Annotated in this window: 19 protein-coding genes; 9 read left to right on the forward strand and 10 right to left on the reverse strand. The window is 65.4% G+C overall.

The features are described 5' to 3' along the window. Nucleotides 1-62: 62 nt before the first annotated feature. Nucleotides 63-521 carry a YccF domain-containing protein gene (locus H9638_RS12255; RefSeq protein ID WP_191747683.1) on the reverse strand — a complete coding sequence of 153 codons (459 nt, stop codon included), beginning with the start codon at nt 519-521 and terminating at the stop codon, nt 63-65. An 82-nt stretch (nt 522-603) separates the two neighbouring features. On the opposite strand from H9638_RS12255, the gene H9638_RS12260 reads away from it, so the two are divergent. Genes H9638_RS12260 through H9638_RS12270 form a run of 3 tightly spaced genes read left to right on the forward strand, consistent with a single transcriptional unit; the run spans nt 604 to nt 1,884 of the window. Further along, complete coding sequence (locus H9638_RS12260) at nt 604-1,074, forward strand: pyridoxamine 5'-phosphate oxidase family protein (RefSeq protein ID WP_191747685.1); 471 nt, start codon at nt 604-606, stop codon at nt 1,072-1,074. A gap of 2 nt (nt 1,075-1,076) precedes the next feature. Next, entirely contained in the window at nt 1,077-1,640 is a 564-nt protein-coding gene (locus H9638_RS12265; protein WP_191747686.1) for a HutD/Ves family protein, read from the forward strand. Nucleotides 1,641-1,689: 49 nt separating this feature from the next. Next, a complete protein-coding gene (locus H9638_RS12270; RefSeq protein WP_191747688.1) occupies nt 1,690-1,884 on the forward strand; it encodes a helix-hairpin-helix domain-containing protein in 195 nt (64 codons plus the stop codon). A gap of 153 nt (nt 1,885-2,037) precedes the next feature. Here the strand turns inward: H9638_RS12270 and H9638_RS12275 are convergent, their stop codons facing one another. Further along, nucleotides 2,038-3,678, reverse strand: coding sequence for a DEAD/DEAH box helicase (locus tag H9638_RS12275; protein ID WP_191747690.1), 1,641 nt, complete (start codon nt 3,676-3,678; stop codon nt 2,038-2,040). A gap of 266 nt (nt 3,679-3,944) precedes the next feature. On the opposite strand from H9638_RS12275, the gene trmB reads away from it, so the two are divergent. Together trmB and H9638_RS12285 are read left to right on the forward strand one after the other, a co-directional pair. After that, nucleotides 3,945-4,799, forward strand: a complete 855-nt coding sequence (gene trmB, locus H9638_RS12280) for a tRNA (guanosine(46)-N7)-methyltransferase TrmB (RefSeq protein ID WP_191747692.1) — start codon at nt 3,945-3,947, stop codon at nt 4,797-4,799. A 7-nt stretch (nt 4,800-4,806) separates the two neighbouring features. Beyond that, nucleotides 4,807-5,817 (forward strand): NYN domain-containing protein, encoded by a 1,011-nt coding sequence (locus H9638_RS12285; protein ID WP_191747694.1) that lies wholly within the window; start codon nt 4,807-4,809, stop codon nt 5,815-5,817. 12 nt (nt 5,818-5,829) lie between these two features. On the opposite strand, the gene H9638_RS12290 is transcribed toward H9638_RS12285, so the two are convergent. From H9638_RS12290 to H9638_RS12315, 6 genes are read right to left on the reverse strand one after another with little or no spacing between them, the layout of a single operon-like run. Then, the gene (locus H9638_RS12290) at nt 5,830-6,285 is read right to left on the reverse strand and encodes a DUF3237 family protein (RefSeq protein ID WP_191747696.1); all 456 of its coding nucleotides are present in this window, start codon (nt 6,283-6,285) and stop codon (nt 5,830-5,832) included. Continuing rightward, nucleotides 6,282-7,712 carry an amidase gene (locus H9638_RS12295; RefSeq protein ID WP_191747698.1) on the reverse strand — a complete coding sequence of 477 codons (1,431 nt, stop codon included), beginning with the start codon at nt 7,710-7,712 and terminating at the stop codon, nt 6,282-6,284. The genes H9638_RS12290 and H9638_RS12295 overlap by 4 nt, the downstream gene beginning before the upstream one ends. Then, nucleotides 7,709-9,406 (reverse strand): nickel ABC transporter ATP-binding protein NikE, encoded by a 1,698-nt coding sequence (gene nikE, locus H9638_RS12300; protein WP_191747700.1) that lies wholly within the window; start codon nt 9,404-9,406, stop codon nt 7,709-7,711. Before nikE ends, H9638_RS12295 begins: the two co-directional genes overlap by 4 nt. Then, nucleotides 9,403-10,266: an ABC transporter permease gene (locus H9638_RS12305; protein WP_191747702.1), complete on the reverse strand. Its 864-nt coding sequence runs from the start codon at nt 10,264-10,266 to the stop codon at nt 9,403-9,405. Before H9638_RS12305 ends, nikE begins: the two co-directional genes overlap by 4 nt. Continuing rightward, on the reverse strand, nt 10,263-11,222 hold the full coding sequence (locus tag H9638_RS12310; RefSeq protein ID WP_191747704.1) for an ABC transporter permease: 960 nt from the start codon (nt 11,220-11,222) through the stop codon (nt 10,263-10,265). The genes H9638_RS12305 and H9638_RS12310 overlap by 4 nt, the downstream gene beginning before the upstream one ends. A gap of 34 nt (nt 11,223-11,256) precedes the next feature. Then, the gene (locus H9638_RS12315; protein ID WP_318241870.1) at nt 11,257-12,888 is read right to left on the reverse strand and encodes an ABC transporter substrate-binding protein; all 1,632 of its coding nucleotides are present in this window, start codon (nt 12,886-12,888) and stop codon (nt 11,257-11,259) included. Nucleotides 12,889-13,038: 150 nt separating this feature from the next. On the opposite strand from H9638_RS12315, the gene H9638_RS12320 reads away from it, so the two are divergent. Continuing rightward, nucleotides 13,039-13,653 (forward strand): TetR/AcrR family transcriptional regulator, encoded by a 615-nt coding sequence (locus H9638_RS12320; RefSeq protein ID WP_191747708.1) that lies wholly within the window; start codon nt 13,039-13,041, stop codon nt 13,651-13,653. A 94-nt stretch (nt 13,654-13,747) separates the two neighbouring features. Here the strand turns inward: H9638_RS12320 and H9638_RS12325 are convergent, their stop codons facing one another. Further along, entirely contained in the window at nt 13,748-14,209 is a 462-nt protein-coding gene (locus H9638_RS12325; protein WP_191747710.1) for a DUF3237 domain-containing protein, read from the reverse strand. Next, nucleotides 14,206-15,855, reverse strand: coding sequence for a CocE/NonD family hydrolase (locus H9638_RS12330; protein WP_191747712.1), 1,650 nt, complete (start codon nt 15,853-15,855; stop codon nt 14,206-14,208). Before H9638_RS12330 ends, H9638_RS12325 begins: the two co-directional genes overlap by 4 nt. 114 nt (nt 15,856-15,969) lie before the next feature. Here H9638_RS12330 and H9638_RS12335 point away from each other — a divergent pair, with 114 nt between their 5' ends. From H9638_RS12335 to H9638_RS12345, 3 genes are all read left to right on the forward strand, one after another. After that, the gene (locus H9638_RS12335) at nt 15,970-16,596 is read left to right on the forward strand and encodes a TetR/AcrR family transcriptional regulator (RefSeq protein WP_191747714.1); all 627 of its coding nucleotides are present in this window, start codon (nt 15,970-15,972) and stop codon (nt 16,594-16,596) included. Between the two features lie 429 nt (nt 16,597-17,025). Next, entirely contained in the window at nt 17,026-17,688 is a 663-nt protein-coding gene (locus H9638_RS12340) for a hypothetical protein (protein ID WP_191747716.1), read from the forward strand. Next, complete coding sequence (locus H9638_RS12345) at nt 17,681-17,977, forward strand: transcriptional regulator (protein WP_191747718.1); 297 nt, start codon at nt 17,681-17,683, stop codon at nt 17,975-17,977. The genes H9638_RS12340 and H9638_RS12345 overlap by 8 nt, the downstream gene beginning before the upstream one ends. Nucleotides 17,978-17,986: the final 9 nt, after the last annotated feature.

Genomic DNA, 17,986 nt, shown 5'->3' on the forward strand with positions numbered 1-17,986 from the left:
GCCGGGTGCACTCGGGTGCGGCCCCGGGTGATCCGCCGGCCGTGCCTACCGGCAATACTGTTTTACCGGCCGTACCTGCCCTTGCCGGGAGTTCCTGAATACGTCGCATACGCGGTGGGCGAGTTGTAGGGGACGAGGCCGGGACCGGCGGTCGGCACAATCCGCTTGCCGAGTGGAACCAGCGAAATAGGGATCATTTTCAGATTCGCGATGCCCAGCGGAATACCGATGATGCTCACGAACATGGGGATGGCCGTCAACACGTGCCCAATGGCGATCCACACACCGGCAAACACCAGCCAGATCACGTTCCCCAGGGTGGCCAGCACTCCGGTTCCGCGGCCGCTGTCGATGACGGTGCGGCCGAAGGGCCACAGCGCATAGGACGCGATCCTAAAGGACGCGATGCCGAACGGGATGGTCACGATCAGCAGGCAGCAGACGATTCCGGCCAGGACATAGCCCAGGGCAAGCCAGATACCGCCGAAAAGGAGCCAGATAACGTTCAGGATTGCCTTCATGTGCCCATTGTTCTCCAGTTGCCGTGCAGAGTCACGGCTTCCGGCTTACCGGGGCCAAGCGGGCTGCGCCTAGACTGGGGGTATGCCGCCAACCACAGATGATGCAGGGGTACCCGTTGAACTAAGTTCCCGCGAATGCTGGGACTACGTCCGCCAGGCTTCGGTCGGGCGGCTTGCTGTGGTGGTTGAGGGAGCGCCGGACATCTTCCCCATCAACTTCGCCGTGGACCACGGCACTGTGGTGTTCCGCAGCGCGGCAGGCACCAAGCTCGCCGCAGCGCTTGGTGACATTCCGGTCGCATTCGAGGTGGACGGGTACGACGACGGCCTTGGCCGCGCCTGGAGCGTTGTCCTGAAGGGGGCGGCCTCCCAGCTGGGGTCGATTGAGGATGTACTGGATTCCGAGACGCTGGAGCTCTTCCCCTGGCAGAGCGGGGAGAAGAACCACTTCGTGCGGATCGAGCCCACCGAGACCACCGGAAGGCGCTTCCGGATCAGCGACGCCGCCCGCCGGCAGGTGCCCTCCGCCCAGCCCCAGGACCTTCCGGAATAGGCGTGGAAGCTTCGATCCTGAGTTTCGCTGCCCTGCCCTCCCGCTCCTGGGGGAATAATGCCGGCCGGGTGAAGGACATTGCGTCCGGCCCTGCCGGACCTGCCGGAATCCCCGGCTGGCGTTTAGCTGCCGCCACCATCGAGAAATCCGGTCCGTTCACCCGCTTTGAGGACATGGACCGCATCACGCTTCCGGTGGAGGGCGAACTCCTTCTCCTGGAGGTGGACGGAACCGAGCATGCCATGGAACGCCTCCGGCCACTGCGCTACCCCGGGGATGTGCCCGCACATGCCTCGCTGCCCACCGGTGAAGTGACCGTGCTCAACACATTTGTGGACCGCACCCGCTTCGGGGCGGCCGTTATGGTGGTGGAGCTGTCAAAGAAGAATGCCCCGGCGCTTGGGCCCGGTCAGTTCCTGGTCCTGCTGCAGGGATCCGCCAAGGCCATGCTGGACGCGGGCAGCCAGGAGCTGGATCCGCTGGACACGGTCCCGGGCAGCGAGGACCGCCCGCAGGTCCTGGGCCGGGGTTTCGCCGCCGTCGTCTCCTTCTACGAACTGGACTGATCTCGGGAAGGACTAGGCCGGCGCCGTGGCCGTTGCCTAGCATCTACGCATGAGTACTTCGCTGAATGAGCTTCCGCGGATTTCCGCGCCTGCCGTGCGGGCCCTGGGCGGTGCCGGTTCCACGTCGCTGCGCCAGCTGGCGGGTATCCCCCGGGAGGATCTGGCTCAGCTGCACGGTATGGGTCCGAAGGCCCTGGACACTCTTGACGCCGCGCTGGCCGAGCACGGACTTAGCCTGGGCTAAGCGCCTGACACGGTGGACCCGGGCGGACGCCGAGGCGCTGCCGCCCGGAAGCGCGCCGGAGAACTAAACCGGTAACGGATCCCACCCGGACAGAGAGAAGGCCCCGCAGATCACTGCGGGGCCTTCTCTGTCAGCGTTTAGAGCTGTCAGTGCTTAGCGGCTGCGGCGTTCGTTCGACGCCGGCGCGGTGGCACGGCGGGGACCGGCTGCACGTGCCGGACGGCCGCTGCCGCCGGCAGCAGGAGCTGCGGAACGGGTGCCGCCGGAACGGTGGGTCCCGGAAGCCGCGACGTCGCCGGCGCGCTGGCCGGTGGCGGGACGGCGGTTGCGGCCCTGCGAGGTCGCTGCTGCAGCTGCACCGCGGCGGCCGTCCTGCGACCGCTGTGCGCGCGGGGCGTCGGGCGTGAAGTCGTTGCGTTCGCTGCGGCTGCTGCTGCGTTCCGCGCGCTCGGCGGAGACCCGGCCGCGGCCGCCTGCTCCGCCCCGGCCGCCGGCACGGGTGCCGGCACCGGAACCTGAGCGGGCTGCGCGCTTGCGCTGGGCGTTGGCGCCGGTGGAGCGGCCGCCGCCCTGCTGCGGGGACTTGGCTGCCAGCTGCGCTGCACGGACATGCGGCTCGACGACGTCGGCGCGTTCCCCAATAAGCTTGGCGATCGACGGCGAATTGTGTGAGACCTTCTCGATCGAGACGTCGACGCCGGCCGCCTTCATCAGCTTGGACACCTCGCCCTTCTGCTCGGGAAGGGTCACGGTGACGACGGTGCCGTCGGAGCCGGCGCGGGCCGTACGCCCGGAGCGGTGCAGGTAGGCCTTGTGCTCCGTGGGCGGGTCAATGTGGACCACCAGTTCGACGTCGTCCACGTGCACGCCGCGGGCAGCGACGTCGGTGGCGACCAGGACGCGGACGTCACCGGATGCGAACTCGGCCAGGTTCCGGTCGCGGGCGTTCTGCGAGAGGTTGCCGTGCAGGTCAACCGTGGGGATGCCGCTGTCCGTAAGGAACTTCGCCATCTTGCGGGCATGGTGCTTGGTGCGCATGAACATGATGCGGCGGCCCTGGCCGGAAGCCAGCTCCTTGACCAGCAGCTTCTTGGCCGTCTGGTCCTGCACCAGCAGGACGTGGTGTTCCATGGTGCTGACCGCGGCCTGCGGCTCGTCCACGGAGTGGGTCAGCGGGTTGGACAGGTAGCGGCGGACCAGCTTGTCCACGCCGTTGTCCAGGGTCGCGGAGAACAGCAGGCGCTGGCCCTTTTCCGGGGTGCGGTCCAGCAGGCGCTGCACAACGGGAAGGAAGCCGAGGTCAGCCATGTGGTCGGCCTCATCCAGCACGGTGATTTCCACGGACTCCAGGCTGATGAGCTTCTGCTTCATCAGGTCCTCGAGGCGCCCGGGGCAGGCAATGACAATGTCGACGCCGGCCGCCAGGGCCTTTTCCTGGCGCTGCTGGGACACACCGCCGTAGATGACGGTGGTGTTCAGGCCCAGCTCGGAAGCGAGGGGCTCGATCACGTTGTTGATCTGGGTGGCAAGTTCACGCGTCGGCGCCAGAACCAGGCCAAGCGGGCGGTTGGGCCGGCGGCGGTAGGCGGCTTCGCCTTCACTCAGGCGGGCGACCAGCGGCAGGGAGAACGCGAGGGTCTTGCCGGAGCCGGTGCGGCCGCGGCCCAGGACGTCGCGGCCCTTGAGGGTATCCGGGAGGGTCTGCACCTGGATGGGGAATGCTTCAGCAATTCCCTGTGCGGAGAGGGTTGAGACAAGGGCCTTGGGCACACCAAGGGCAGCAAAAGTAGTCATTAAAAGACAGGCAACTTTCGGTAAGAGGCCCCCTGAGCCGTGTAGCGCAGAGGGTTCGCCGAAGAAAAGTCAGACAGTGTCCACCGTCCCGGATTCGCACCGGGCGGGACAAAAGAAAGCGTTCATCGACGCAGGTTGCGCTGCTTACACACGCGGCTTTTAGGCGCGGCAGTCGCAACAACTTCCCCCAGTTTACGCGATGGGGCGCAGTTACCTAATCCGCGCCTGCCCGGGCCTGAACGGCCGGACCGTTAGCATTAACGGTGATGACTACTGAACCAGCACTGCCTGTTACCGACGCAGCCAAAGACGTTCAAGGCACCGAAACCCACCATTTCCGTGCCCCGGTTTCCTTCGTCCGCCGGGGCTCCCGGCTCCAGGGACGCCGCCAGCAGGCGTGGGACGAACTCTCTGACGTTTTTGTGATCGACGTTCCGCGCGTGCAGGCTGACACCTCTGTGGACCCGGACTACGTGTTCGACGCCGAGGCTGCATTTGGGCGCCAGGCACCCATCGTCGTCGAAATCGGTTCGGGACTTGGCGAAGCCGTCACGCACGCCGCCGAGCAGAACCCGGACAAGAATTTTCTGGCCGTGGAGGTCTACCTGCCCGGCCTGGCCCAGACCCTGCAGCGGATCGGCCAGAAGAACCTGACCAATGTGCGGGTGGTGCAGGCCAACGCCCCGGAGGTGCTGACCACCATGCTTCCGGCCGGCTCCGTGGACGAACTGTGGGTGTTCTTCCCGGACCCGTGGCACAAGACCCGGCACCACAAGCGGCGCATGGTGAAGGACAGTTTTGCCGAACTCGCTGCCCGCGTCCTGGTACCGGGTGGCCTGTGGCGGCTGGCCACCGACTGGTCCGACTACGCGGTGCAGATGCGCGAGGTCCTCGACGCTTCACCGCACTTCGAAAACCTGCACCCCGGCGAGCGCGCCGGCGCGGACGGTCCGCTGACCCAGGTGTACGCCCAGGGGCTGGAAGGCAAGGAAGCCTCGGACGACGTCGACACCCGCGGCGGCTGGGCACCGCGCTTCGAGGGCCGCATCCTGACCAGTTTCGAGAACAAGGCCCACCAGGCCAACCGGCTCATCTTCGACCTCACCTACCGCAAGGCCTGAAATTTCCATGACTGAACCAAATGATGCACGTGTTGGCCTCTACATCGACTTCGATAACATCGTCATTTCCCGCTATCAGCAGCTCCACGGCCGGAATGCGTTCCAGCGTGACGGAATCCGGGACTTCGACCGGACAAGCCGCGACGCCGACCCGGAGATCAGCGCCAAGCTGACCGCAGCCACCGTTGACTTCAACGCCATCATCGACTTCGCCGCCTCGTTCGGCACGCTCGTCGTCAACCGTGCCTACGCGGACTGGTCCGTGCCGGTCAACGCCAGCTACCAGCGCCAGCTGATGTCCCGGGCCGTGGACCTCACCCAGCTGTTCACGACCACCACCCGGGGAACCAAAAACGGCGCCGACATCCGTCTGGCCGTCGACGTCGTCGAAGACCTCTTCCGCCTCCCGGACCTCACCCACGTCATCATTGTCGCCGGGGACTCCGACTACATTGCACTGGCGCAGAAGTCCAAGCGCCTCGGCCGGTTTGTGGTGGGTATCGGCGTTGCCGGCTCGACCAGCACCTCCCTCGCCGCGGCGTGCGACGAATTCGAGGACTACGATTCGCTGCCCGGTGTGGACAAAGCCGCCGCAGCTGCGGCGGAGCGCCCTTCCCAGGACCGGAAATCCCCGGCACCGGCCCAGTCCGCTCCCGGCCAGGACCCGTCCCCGGAAAAACCGCGCAAACTGACCACGATCCCCATGTTCTCCCACACCGAGGACGCGCAGTTCGACGAACACGAGCCGGCCGAGGACATCGATCCGCAGACCATCGCCACGGAACTGCTGGTGCGTGCACTGCAGATCGGCCATGCCAAGGGCGACGCCGACGAGTGGCTCAACACGGGCACGATCAAGAACCAGATGCGCCGGATGGACCCTTCCTTCAATGAGAAGCCGCTCGGTTTCCGCTCCTTCACCGATTTCCTTGCCTCCCATGCCGATCTGGTGGAACTCCAGGAGGACGGTCCGCACCGGCTGATCCGTCTCCGTCCGGAGGCTGAGGCCAAGGGCTGAGGCCGGGGCGGCTCAGCGTAGGCGGAAGACGCGAATGCACACTGTGTCCGGTTCTGACCGGGCGTACCCCACGAACTGCGCTTCGGTGAGCCAGCGGTGTGCCTCGGCACCGGTCTGGAACACGAATGCAGTCCGGTAATACAACTCTGCCTCGCCGACTTTCTTCCCCGCATGCACACGTTGCTCCACCGAATCCTGCGGGTGCCAGTAGCCGCGGTTGACCACGTCGATGGCGGCGCCGTCGTCGGCTTCGATGAGATACCGTGCATCGAGCTGCGTCGTCGCGCCGCGGGTCACCCACCAATCGGCACCCACGGGCAGCACCCGCCCGTTCAGCCGCGGGCCCGAGACGGTGCCGCCGACGATGGGTGTGACGTTGAGATCCGGCGTGCCCCCGACCCGGAGGGGATCATCCACCCTGACCTTCAGCTCGAAGACGAACTCGAGCCCGGGCTCGAACGCGCTCACGCAACCACCTTCGTGCTGAAGTTGACCGGCGTCAGGGTCCCGAGCGCTGCCTCGACGTCACGCGCCGCAGCCAGGGCGATGTGCTCGCCGTTCCGCGGGCCGATGAGCTGAACACCGGTCGGCAAACTGTCCTCGTCAAGGCCAGTCGGCACGGCGACTGAGGGAAGCCCCAGGAAATTGACCGTGACGAGCAGCCGGTGTGCCCGCCACAGCTCAGTCGTGGCTTCGGGCCCTGATAGGTCGAAGCCGATCTCCGGCATCCGCCGGGCCGAAACGGGACCAAGGATGACCGGGTATTCGGACTGGAACCGTTCCCATGCGGCAGCGATGACCGCACGCTGCGCCCATGCTCCTCCGTATGCCTGGCCGGACTCGAGAATCTCGGTCTCCTTGGCATTATCGAGGAAGTACTGCGTCGACCCCTGCGACAGCGGCATCGGCAATGCCCCGGGCAGGAACGCACCCACCATCTCGGTCGTCGAGATCTTCCGCCACAGTGTGGCTGCCTCCTCGATGAGGGGCGGCTCAGCCTCGATGATCTCCCAACCGGCGGCGCTCAGCGCGTCTGCAGCGCGGTCGACGGCAGCGGCCACCTGCGGGTCGACACCCCACCCAAGCGGGTCGCGTACGACGGCGGCCCGGCGGGCGCCGTCGTAAGAAGACGGATGCGGGATCGTCACCGCCGTCGGGTCACTTCCATCGGCGCCGTGCATCAGCCCGAAGGCCGTGTCCAGGTCATCGACGCGGCGGGCAATCGGCCCGTTGACGGCGAAGAACTGCAATGACAACGGGACCGGTTCTAGCACGTCGACCGACGGCGCGGGAATGCGTCCAGCCGACGGGCGCAGGGCGCACACTCCCGCGGCATACGCGGGGAGCCGCAGCGACCCCCCATAGTCGTTGCCCAGGCCCAGGGGCGTCATTCCGGTTGCGACAGCGACGGCATCTCCGCCGCTGGATCCGCCCGGTACCCGCTGCGGGTCCCACGGGTTGATCGTCCGTCCGAACAGGTCATTGTCGGTGTCCCAGCGCAGACCCCAGTCGGGCATATTGCCGCGCGCCACGGGGATCGCACCGGCCTCGAGCAGACGGCGGACCATCGTGGCGTCCTTGGCAGCCGCAACTTCGGCGAGGAAGGCCCAGCCGCTCGTCGTCGCCGACCAGGTGATGTCGATGTTCTCCTTGACGGTGAACGGGACGCCCGCGAGCGGGCCGGCGTCTTCGCCGGCGGCCAGGCGGCGGTCCACTTCCTCAGCGAGGGCACGCGCGCGGTCGTGGAAGACGACCGTGAGCGCGTTGACGATCGGATTGATCTCGTCGATGCGGGCAAGATGGGCGTCGATGACGGCGCGTGCTGTCACTGCCCGGGCGCGGACAGCCTCGGCGAGTTCGGATAGTGACAGCTGCCACAGGGGACGATTGGTCATTTCTTACCTCCAGAATGGGCGGTGAACGTGGTCGAAGCGGCCACGGTCGGCGGGACGGATCCGGGCGTGGGGAGACGCCGGCGCGGCACCCACCCATCCCGTGGAATGGAGTCGAGCAGCATGCGTGTGTAGTCGGCGCGGGGATCGTCGAGCACCTCGGCAATGGGCCCCTGCTCGACGATGCGGCCCGTGCGCATCACCACGACGTAATCACATAGACGGCGGACGGTGGTGAGGTCGTGCGAGATCATAAGCAGGGCGACACCCGTGTCTCGGCGGATGCCGTCGAGAAGCGTCAGGATCTCGATCTGGGTAGTCACGTCCAGGGCTGACACGGCTTCGTCGAGCACGAGGATCTCGGGGTCCGCCGCAAGGGCCCGGGCGATCGCGACGCGCTGACGCTGCCCGCCTGACAACGACCGCGGCCGCTGGTCTGCGAGCGAGAGGTCGAGCGTGACGGCCAGCATGAGTTCGTCGACGCGCGCAGCGAGCTCGGCACGTGTCGCCTTCGTCCGATGCACAGCGACAGCCTCCGACAGGCACTGCCGAACCGTCTGGCGGCGGTCAAGGGACTGGTAGGGGTCCTGGAACACCATCTGCGCGATCCGGGCGCGCCTGCGGCGGGCCGGCGTGCCGCGTGCGGCCTTGATCCAGTCCTCGTCCTTGACGGTGACAGTGCCGGCATCCGCCGTCTCGAGGCCACAGATGATGCGGGCCATCGTCGACTTACCCGACCCCGACTCACCGACGATGCCGAGCGATCCGCCCGGCGCGAGGGTGAAAGCCACATCGTCGACGGCAACAAACTCCTCGCGCCTGCCCCCGCGGCCCGAGCGCACCTCGAACACCTTGCGCAGCCCCTCGACAACCAGCACAGGCCTGCCCTGCTCGCCGGAACCGGTGACGAGATCGCCGGGCAGGGATGCGGAGAGCAGCCGCTTCGTGTACGGGTCGGTCCCGTCCTGCCGCATCGTGGCGGCCCGGAGCGTCTCGATCGTCCGGCCCTGCTGCATCACTGCGACGCGGTCGCACACGGCACCGGCCAGGGCAAGATCATGGGTGATGAACAGCATCGCGAGGTTGCGGTGTTTGCGCAGGTCGGCGATGACCGCCATAACCTCTTCCTGCGTTGTTACGTCGAGGGCCGTCGTAATCTCATCGGCGAGGAGAATGGGCGGATCCATCGCAAGGGTCGCCGCGATCATGACCCGCTGCAGCAAGCCGCCGGAGAGGTCGCCGGGGCGCTGGCGCATACGGCGGGCCGGATCGGGGATTCCGACCTCGGCAAGCAGTTCGACGGCGCGGCGCTCCGCTGTATGGGGTTTCTGCCCGGCCACGGCGATGAGCGCCTCGGTCATGAAGTCGCCGATCGTGCGCAGCGGATTCAGGTGAGCACGCGGTGTCTGGAACACCATGCCGATTCGACGGGCGCGCACGTCGCGCAGCTGCTTGGGGCCAAGCGCCGAGATGTCCTCGCCGTCAACCCGGATGCTCCCGCCGACCGTGAAGCCGTCGGGGAGCAGACCGGCGACGGCGCGCGCCGACAGTGTCTTGCCCGAACCCGACTCGCCCACGAGTCCGAGGGCTTCGCCGGCCCGCACATGCAGCGTGCAGTCGTGCACGAGCGTGTGGGATCCGTTGATGCCGGGAGCGGTAATTGAGATGTGGTCGAGCTCGAGGACGACATTGGTCATCGGTCCACTCCTTCTGCCCAGTCTGTGACGCGGGCGCCGAGGATGTTTACGGAGAGCACAGTGAGCACGACCATCAGCGCGGGGAACATCGACTGCTCGGGTGCGCCCGCCAGAAGTGCCGGCTGGCCGCCGGAGATCATGACACCCCAGTCAGATGCCGGCGGCGCAGCACCCAAACCGAGGTAGGAGATCGCGGCCAAGTCGAGCATCGCGTAGCCGAACCCGATGGTGGACTGGGCGATGATCACGGGCAGCAGCGCCGGGATGAGGTGCTTGAAGCAGATCGCGAACGAGCTCACCCCCTGGATGGTCAGTGCTGCCATATATGGTTTACCGAGCTCCGAGCGGGCACCGGCGCGGACGAGGCGCGACAGAATCGGCAGATAGGCGATCGACAGCGCGATGACGGGGGCGATAAGGCCCTTGCCGAACATGGAGATTGCGAGGACGGCGAGGACGAGGCCGGGGATCGCGAAGATCACCTCGATGGTGCGCGTGCTCACGCCGTCCACCCAGCCGCCGAACCAGGCTGAGAGGATCCCGATGACCGAGCCAAACACAGTGGAAAGAAGCACCACGATGATCGGTGCGACGACGCTCGGTCCTGCCCCGGCGAGGATGCGCGAGAAAATATCGCGCCCCAGATCGTCGGTTCCCATCAGATGCGGCAGGCCGGCAGCCCCTGAAATGGGCCCGACATACAGCTGATTCGGGTCGAAGGGGGCCACAAGCGGCCCGAAAACAGCGATCACTGCGACCGCGGTCATAACAACAACGGCGCCGATGAACAGCGGGCCGTGTTTGGCCGCCCGGCGCACGTTACCGGGGATGCGGCCGCCGGCAAGCTGAGCGACACTCATGCGTTCCTCCTGGATTTGGCCGAGTCGGGATCGATCACGGCTATAACGACGTCGACAATGACATTGAGTACGACGAACAGGGCCACCAGCAGCAGCGATAGAGTCTGCACGACCGGCAGGTCCTTGCGTGCGGCAGCCTCGGTGAGTAGCGAACCGATGCCACCGAGCCCGAACGCCTGCTCGGCGATGGCCGCGACCGCAAAAAGACCTGCGACCGTTGCCCCGGAAACCGAGAGAATCGTCGGCGACGCATTAAGGAACACATGCTTGCGGAAGATCTGACCCCGTGGGATACCACGCACGACAGCCGTGCCGACGTGCTCAGCGTGCTGCTGCGCGACGATTGCTCCGCGGGTGATGCGGCTCATGTAGGCGATGTAGAGCACCGCCAGGGAGATTGCAGGGAGAGTCAGGTGGTACAAATTGTCGAAAAACCCTTGGCCGGCGCCATACACCGGGAACCAGCCCAGCACGCGGCCAAAGACCCAGATCAGCACGATCGCGACGACGAAGGTTGGCATCGAGACTCCGATCGAGGTGGCGACAAGCACCCCCCGATCGGTCGCGCCGCCCTTTTGCGCGGCCAAAATGCCTGAACCGATGCCGAAGACGATGATCAGCACGACTGTGTAGACCACGAGCAGGAATGTGATCCCAAAGCGCGGCGCGATGAGGTCAATGACCGGCGTCTTGTAGACGAATGACGTGCCGAAATCGCCCGTGAGGACATTCTGGATCCAGTGCAGGTACTGTATCCAGACCGGCTGGTCCAGATAGAACTGCGCACGGATCGCGTCTATCATCTCCGGCGTCGGCCGCACACCCCCGGCGAGGGCGACGACCGGATCGCCGGGTGTGAGCAGCATCGCGGAGAAGATCACGATGCTGGACAGGAAGAGAGTCAGGAGCAGCCCTCCGAACCTGCTCAGCAGCTGACGGGCAGCGTGTATGTTCATTCGTCTCGCCTGTTTCTGTTCAGCGCCACGTCGATCATTCGCCACCGAGGTGCAGAGCCCAGGGGCTCGCGTAGGCCGCCACAGAGGTCACAGCGCCGGTGAGGCGGTTGTTCAGGAACGTCGTGTGGAATGCTCCTGCGAGAGTCACCTGCAGCATGTCGGGCGCGAATCCCTCCTGGGCGGCGGTGTACGCCTCGGCCGCACCAAACGGGTCCGGCGTCGTGCGGGCAGCCTGAAGCGCACCCGTCACCTCGGGGTTCGCGTAACCGGTCCAGTTGAAGATGCCGCCGAGGTCCGGGCTCAGCAGGAACAGCTGGGGGTAGGCGAGCACGCCCGGAGTCTCGGTGTAGCCGGTCGTCGCCACGAGGTCGATGTTCTCGCGCGGGCCGGGATCCGGGAGGAAGATCGCCGCGAAGTCCGCCGCTTGGCGTTCGTCGATCTCCACTGTGAGGCCGATCTGCTGGGCGGCGTTCTGGATAATCGCCGCCGTCTGCGAAAACTCCTTGTTGCCTGCCGGGATCGCAAGACGCAGCGGCACCGCTGTGTCCTCCCCCGATTCCTGGACGAGCTTCTTCGCGGCGTCGAGATCGGTTTCGGGCTGTTCGAGCGCATCGTAACCAGCCTGGTAGGCATCGGCTGCGGGCGAGCCCGACCATGAGAAGGGTGCAACAAACGTGCTTTGGGGTTGGCCGAGACCGTTCAAGACCGTTGAGATGTACTGCTCGCGGTCAATCGCGAGGCTCAGCGCCTGACGGATCTTCGGATTCGCGCCCGCACCGGTGTCCCGAGCCGGTCCGAAGGAGAAGGACGCTGTCGAGGGCCCGACCACGAGCCGCCCCTGGTCCGAGGATTCAAACGCATCCCTGCCGCCGGGCGCCACGTTGAAGGCTCCGTCAACGTCGCCTTCCAGCAGGGCATTGGTGAGCGTCGTCCCGTCGGGAATGAACTTGAAGGTCAGCTTCTGCACAAGCGGCGCGCCATCCCAGTAGTCCGCGTTGGCAACCGTCACGATCTCGCTTCCGGGCGTCCAGCTCTCGAGCTTGTACGGCCCTGCGCACAGCAGATCCCCACCCGATGTTCCCAGTGCCGGTCCCTGCTCCTCACTGACAGTCTTACTGAGCACGGCACCGGCCCCGCCGGACAACGCGTCCCGGAAGGTCGAGTCCGGAGCAGCGAAGTGGATCGTCACCTGGTTTTCGCCGGTGATCTCAATGCCGCCTTCGGGTGCCACCAGCACGAACGCGCCGAAGAACGCGGACGTGACATCCAAGTGGTGACGCTGAAGGCTGTAGACGACGTCGCCGGGTGTAACGGGCGATCCGTCCCAGAAGGTGACGCCCGGGCGGATGTCGATGACGAACGTCACCGGGTCAACCCAGTCTGCGCGCTCGGCGATACCCGCATCGATGGTGAAGTCGGGCTGTACGCGCAGCAGGCTGTCACACAGGTTGGGCTGAATGAAGTTGTAGTCAGCGCCCGGAACCAGCGAGCGCGGCTCACCTTCCACGAGCGCCCAGGTGACCTCGTCGACCGCGGTTTTTCCCGCAGCCAGCGATGTGACGAGCGAGTCCGGGTCGATGGTCGGCGCGGCTGTCTGCTCGGCAGCACGTGACGTGCATGCCGTCAGCAGAAGTAGTGCGACGACGCCGGTTGAGAGCGCTTTCACGGTGGCGCGGTGGCCGAAGTTATTCATGGCGGTTCCTTTCACAGGTTCGCGCACCGGCTGATCACCAGTGACGTAAGTCTCAAACGGATAGTACAACAGTGTTGTACATCAAGGTTGCATACAGATCACATTGAAATTACGGTTGGGAGCATGCCCCGAGAGGTAAACACTGAGAAGCGGCTTGCCGACATTGCTGCAGCGACGGTCCGCGTCGCCCGGATGGCGGGAGCCCAATCGGTCACGATCCGCTCCGTTGCAAGGGAATTGGGCGGCTCGACGACGCTCGTGACGAACTATCTGCCTTCACGGGCAGCGCTCATCATGAATGCCCTGGACCAGGGGCGGGACCGCTGGCTTGAAGAGCGACGTGCGGTGGTCGAGGCCAGCCCTCCTAACGAGCGGCTGGCCGCGCTCATCGACTGGTCGCTGAGCGCCACCAGCGACGACTCCGTGCTGCGCACACTCATCCTTGAGATAGTCGCGAACGCGCGTGTCGAGCCTGAGATGCGCGAATCGCTGCATCGTGAGTCCGTTGAATTCCAGCAACTCCTCGAAAGCACGGCCAGCGAATCCGGCTTCACCGACGCGCGTCATGTCGCCGAGCTCCTCTACATCCTCATGCGGGGCGCTTATATAGCGACGGTCGAGGACCCCGGGCATTGGAACGAGGACCGCGTTCGAGGTGTCGTCCACTCCACAATTTCGGCGCTCCCCCGCAGGCACGGCGCCTCTCAGACGGCGCATCCAGTGCCCTCCGCCGACTAACCGTGCGCTGGCACTGACCGGAGACGGAGGATCCCGGCCAGGCCAGGAGTCCCGGACTCCCGCGTAGATTGTCTCGAACATCATCGTGCTCCTGTCAGCGCACCACGTAGACACGGATGCAGACCTGGCTGTCCTCGTCCCGCGCCAGTCCGATGAATTGGTGCTCGGCAAGCCAGCGGTGAGGTTCAGCGTCCGTTTGGAAGACCGGCGCCGTGCGGAAGTAGTACTCACCTTCCGGCACGGTTTCACCTGCCTCGACCCGTGCAGTAACCTCGGCCGATGCGCGGTAGTAACCGCGGTTTAGGATGTCGATGACGGCGCCGTCGTCGGCTTTCAGAAGATAGCGGGCTTCCAGCTGGGCCGTACCGCTCCGCTCAACGGCCCAGTCACCGCCGCCTCCGAGCACGGCCCCGTTGAGCAGCGGGCCGGCGACCGTTCCGCCAGTCACGGGTGTGAACGAGAGCTCCTCATCGGCGCTGCGGCCGATGCGCCAATAAGGGGCGATGTCCACTCTGATCTCGAAAACATACTCGAGGATAGGTTCGGGCCGAGTCATGATTCCTCCAGTGCACTCAGGCTGAGCATAAAAGGCTCATCCCCGCCGAGCGTGAGCCGTTGGCGGTTCTTGCGGATATCAATTGCCGACCAGGGGTGCTCACCCGTACCTGGTTGCGGAATGAACTCAGGGAAGTCACTGCTTGAGACGTGGGCCCGCAGTCGATGACCCGGTGCGAGGCGATAGCTCAACTGGCCGAGGTTAACCTCGACGACTGTCGGATGCGAGGCATCGGCGAGCTGCACCTGGCCACGGGCGATTCGAAGCGCCGTGCCGTCGGGGGCTACGTCGAGCAGACGAACGAAGAAATCCATGACAGGACCATCCGACTGGATGCGGGCGCGTGCCATGACAGGGCCGACAAAGTCGACCGCGTGCTCGACGGCGTCACCAGTGAACACGAGTACGTCCCCGCGGTCACCAAGTGGCGCTTCGTTGGGCTGATCCATGAGGAACGCGAAAGCATTCTCCACGCTCGACGGGACGAGGTCGGCGGGATCGTGCACCCAAATGGCCACCGTGCCAGCAGTTTCCGGAACCGCCGCCAGCTGACCTTCAGAGGTGGCGAACAGGGCGCGCTCGACTGTGCCCGGCGGTGGCCATGAGGCGGACGTGCGCACTTCGTCGGTTCCAGCCAGCGCCCAGGTAACGCGCGGGTAGCCGGACGCCGAACCATTTCCACGCACAAATATCTCGAAGAACTCCAGGGCCGCGTCGAGCATGCGCGGAAGTTGGCGGCGAAGCTGTTCCTCCGAGCGTTCCTCCGTGCGGGCGTCAGCCGGGTCTCCCAAGTAGAAGGACTCATGATCCATCGCCTCGATGCGCAGGAAATGGTTCATTGCCCACACAGGGCGCTTCTCGATCTCGGTGACGTCGGCCCAGGACAATGGGGCACAGTTGTCCCACAGCCCTATCGTCTGCAAGACCGGAACAGGGCGGGCGTCGAACGGGCTTCCTGCCGGGAAGCGACGCAGGTGCACCGGCCGGGGGAACCATTGGTCGTATGAGATCGACCGCGAACCGATCTCGGCGAGCACCTCCTCTACCTGTGCGCTGAATGGGCGGCGGTCGAGGTCGAGCTCCCAGAAGTACGCGTCCTGCGAGTGGAAGTAGGAGAGAGGGTAAAGGTATGTGACACCCCACTCGACGCTGCGCGTGATGTCGTTGGACCGGTGTTCAACGGGCTCACCCAGCTGGGTGCCGGTCACGCGCGGCGCGATCGCTTTGAGGGCTGGGTGCTGCGTCGATACGGCCGCCCACTGCGTGTACCCGTAGTAGCTGTCTCCCCACATCGCAACACGGCCGTTCGACCAGCGCTGCCGCGTGACCCACTCGATCGTGTCATATCCGTCGTAGGCCTCGTTGACGAACAGCAGCGCCTCACCCTCGGAGCGAAATTTCCCCCGCACGTCCTGGGCGACCACGCGGTAGCCACGGGTCATGAAGTACTGGGCGACCAACGGGATAAAGGTGTAAGCGCCGCTCTTGTCATATGGGAGCCTAATGAGGATCGTGTCGCCGGGTTCGGCGTCGCCGTTCGGCAGATAGACGTCGGTGGCGAGTCGCACTCCGTCTCTCATGGGCACAAACTCCTCACCCGCCAGGGGGCTTGTCGGGGCCGGCCCGATACTCACGATCTTGCTCATCCAGTGTCCTCTCGCATGGTGCGTTGAATGCACGATAGAGTGTTTAATAGTTTCTAGTCAATAGCGACTAAAAAGCGGTCGACGGGTCCTGCCGTCCATCTGAAGGAGTTTTATATGGGACGTCCCTCTGTCTCCGCCGAGCGCCGTCGCCAGATCCTCGAAGCTGCCATCCGCAGCCTCGCGGCGAACGGCTTGGCCGGAACCTCACTGGACCGGATCGCCGAGGAAGCTGGCATGGCACGTGGCCACATCCGCCATTTCGCGGGAAACCGCGACGACATACTCACAGCGGCTGCGGTGCTGTTCTACTTCGGCGAGGTGCCGGACACAGACACCGATGCGCCTGAAATTTCGAACGCCACATCATTCCTGCCCGGCGAGGCGAATACCATCACGGGCGCATTGGATTATCTGTTCGGGGTTTTTGCGGAGTCTGACGCAGAGAATACGGTCTCGCTTGCCCTCGTCGACGCTGCGCGCACCAACCCGCGGATCCACGCGATCGTGCTTCGGGCGTACACGGGTTCGCAGAACGATCTGGCCTCACTGTTGGCCAAGGCCCATCCTGAAGCCACGCCCGCTGCCTGCAGAAACGTCGCCTACGGCATCCTCACAATCGCCCTCGGGAACGTCTTCATGGCGGATATCGAGGTATCCGCGCAGCGCACCGCTGTGGCACGCCAGAGCGCCGAGCTGCTTGTCACAACGCTTTCAGAATCGCCTGGTCCGCGGGTGGGCTGACCCGGTGGGGTGGAGTTCAAGCTGGACGGAGCGCTACCCGGCCATTATCCACTCCCATTCATGGCCCGCCCCCTGCCATGAAGGGGACAGCCCACTCCCCCGAAATGAAGGCCCAGGCCGGACAGATCGTCGTCGCGGGACCGAACAACGGCGATACGCCTTCCCACTCTTTGGTCACTCCTGAGGCTGAAGTGACCTCCCAGCCACAGCAGGCTACATAGAGTGGGAACGCGTGCACTCCGCCGCGACCACCGGAAGAAACATTCCCTAAACCTCTTCCCACAAAGCACTTTGTGCTGCAAACTACTTTGTATGAACCACAGCATCCGCCCGGACCGGGTATCCGGCCCCCCTGCGCACCCCAGAGACGAAGCCACCGCAGGGGCAACGCCCGCAGATCCTCTCCCGAACGCAGCATAGCCTGGGCCGGTGAACCCATCTCCGGAATCTGCTGCAGGGGACGACCGGGCACTGAACCTGCACGAGGCGCTGGCGGTCGTGCAGGATGCGGAGCGCTCGGCGCGGCGAAGCCTCACCGGAAACACCGCACTCGTCTACTTCCTGTGGGGACTGACCTGGGTCATCGGGTACGGCTCACTCTGGGGCAGCAAGTCGGGACGGCTGCCCCTGGAACCGCAAGCGGCACTGGGTATCCTCGGCGCCGCCCTGGCTGTGGCAACCGTGTCCACAGTAGTGATCTTCGCCCGGGGTTCCCGCGGTATCCGCGGACAGTCTGCCTTCCAGGGCGGAATGTACGGGACGGCCTGGGTGCTCGGCTTCACCGTGATGGGGGCACTCAGCGCAGCCATCGGCAGGGCTATCGATGACTTCTGGCTGCGCGGCATGCTCATCAACTCGATCGCGATCCTGATCGTGGGACTGCTCTACATCACGGGTGGCACCACCTTCAATGACAAGCACCAGGCCTACCTGGGTGTGTGGCTGCTGCTCGTGACCGGCGCCGGGCTTATCTCCGGCCCTGATCATTTCCTGACGGTGTTCCTGTTCCTCGGTTCCACCGGCATGCTGACCGCCGCCGTCGTCGAGCACCTGCGCACCCGCAGGCACCGGACGGAAGCAGCTCATGCCTGAACTCGATCCCGTTATCCACGCCGAATCCAGGCTTCGCACGCTGACCACGCTCAATGCGGTCGGCGAGAACAACCAGATCGCGTTCACCAAACTGCAGAAACTGCTCGAAATGACGGCGGGCAACCTCTCCACCCACCTCCGGAAGCTGGAAACGGCCGGCTACGTGGAAGTCACCAAGACCATCGAGGGCCGCACGCCGGCCACCTATGTCGGCATCACCCCGGAAGGCAAGGCAGCGTACGCGCGCTACCGCCGCAACCTGCAGGACCTGCTTTCCGGCCTTACCTAAAGCCATACC

The organism is Arthrobacter pullicola, assembly GCF_014836875.1.
Classification (GTDB): domain Bacteria; phylum Actinomycetota; class Actinomycetes; order Actinomycetales; family Micrococcaceae; genus Arthrobacter_B; species Arthrobacter_B pullicola.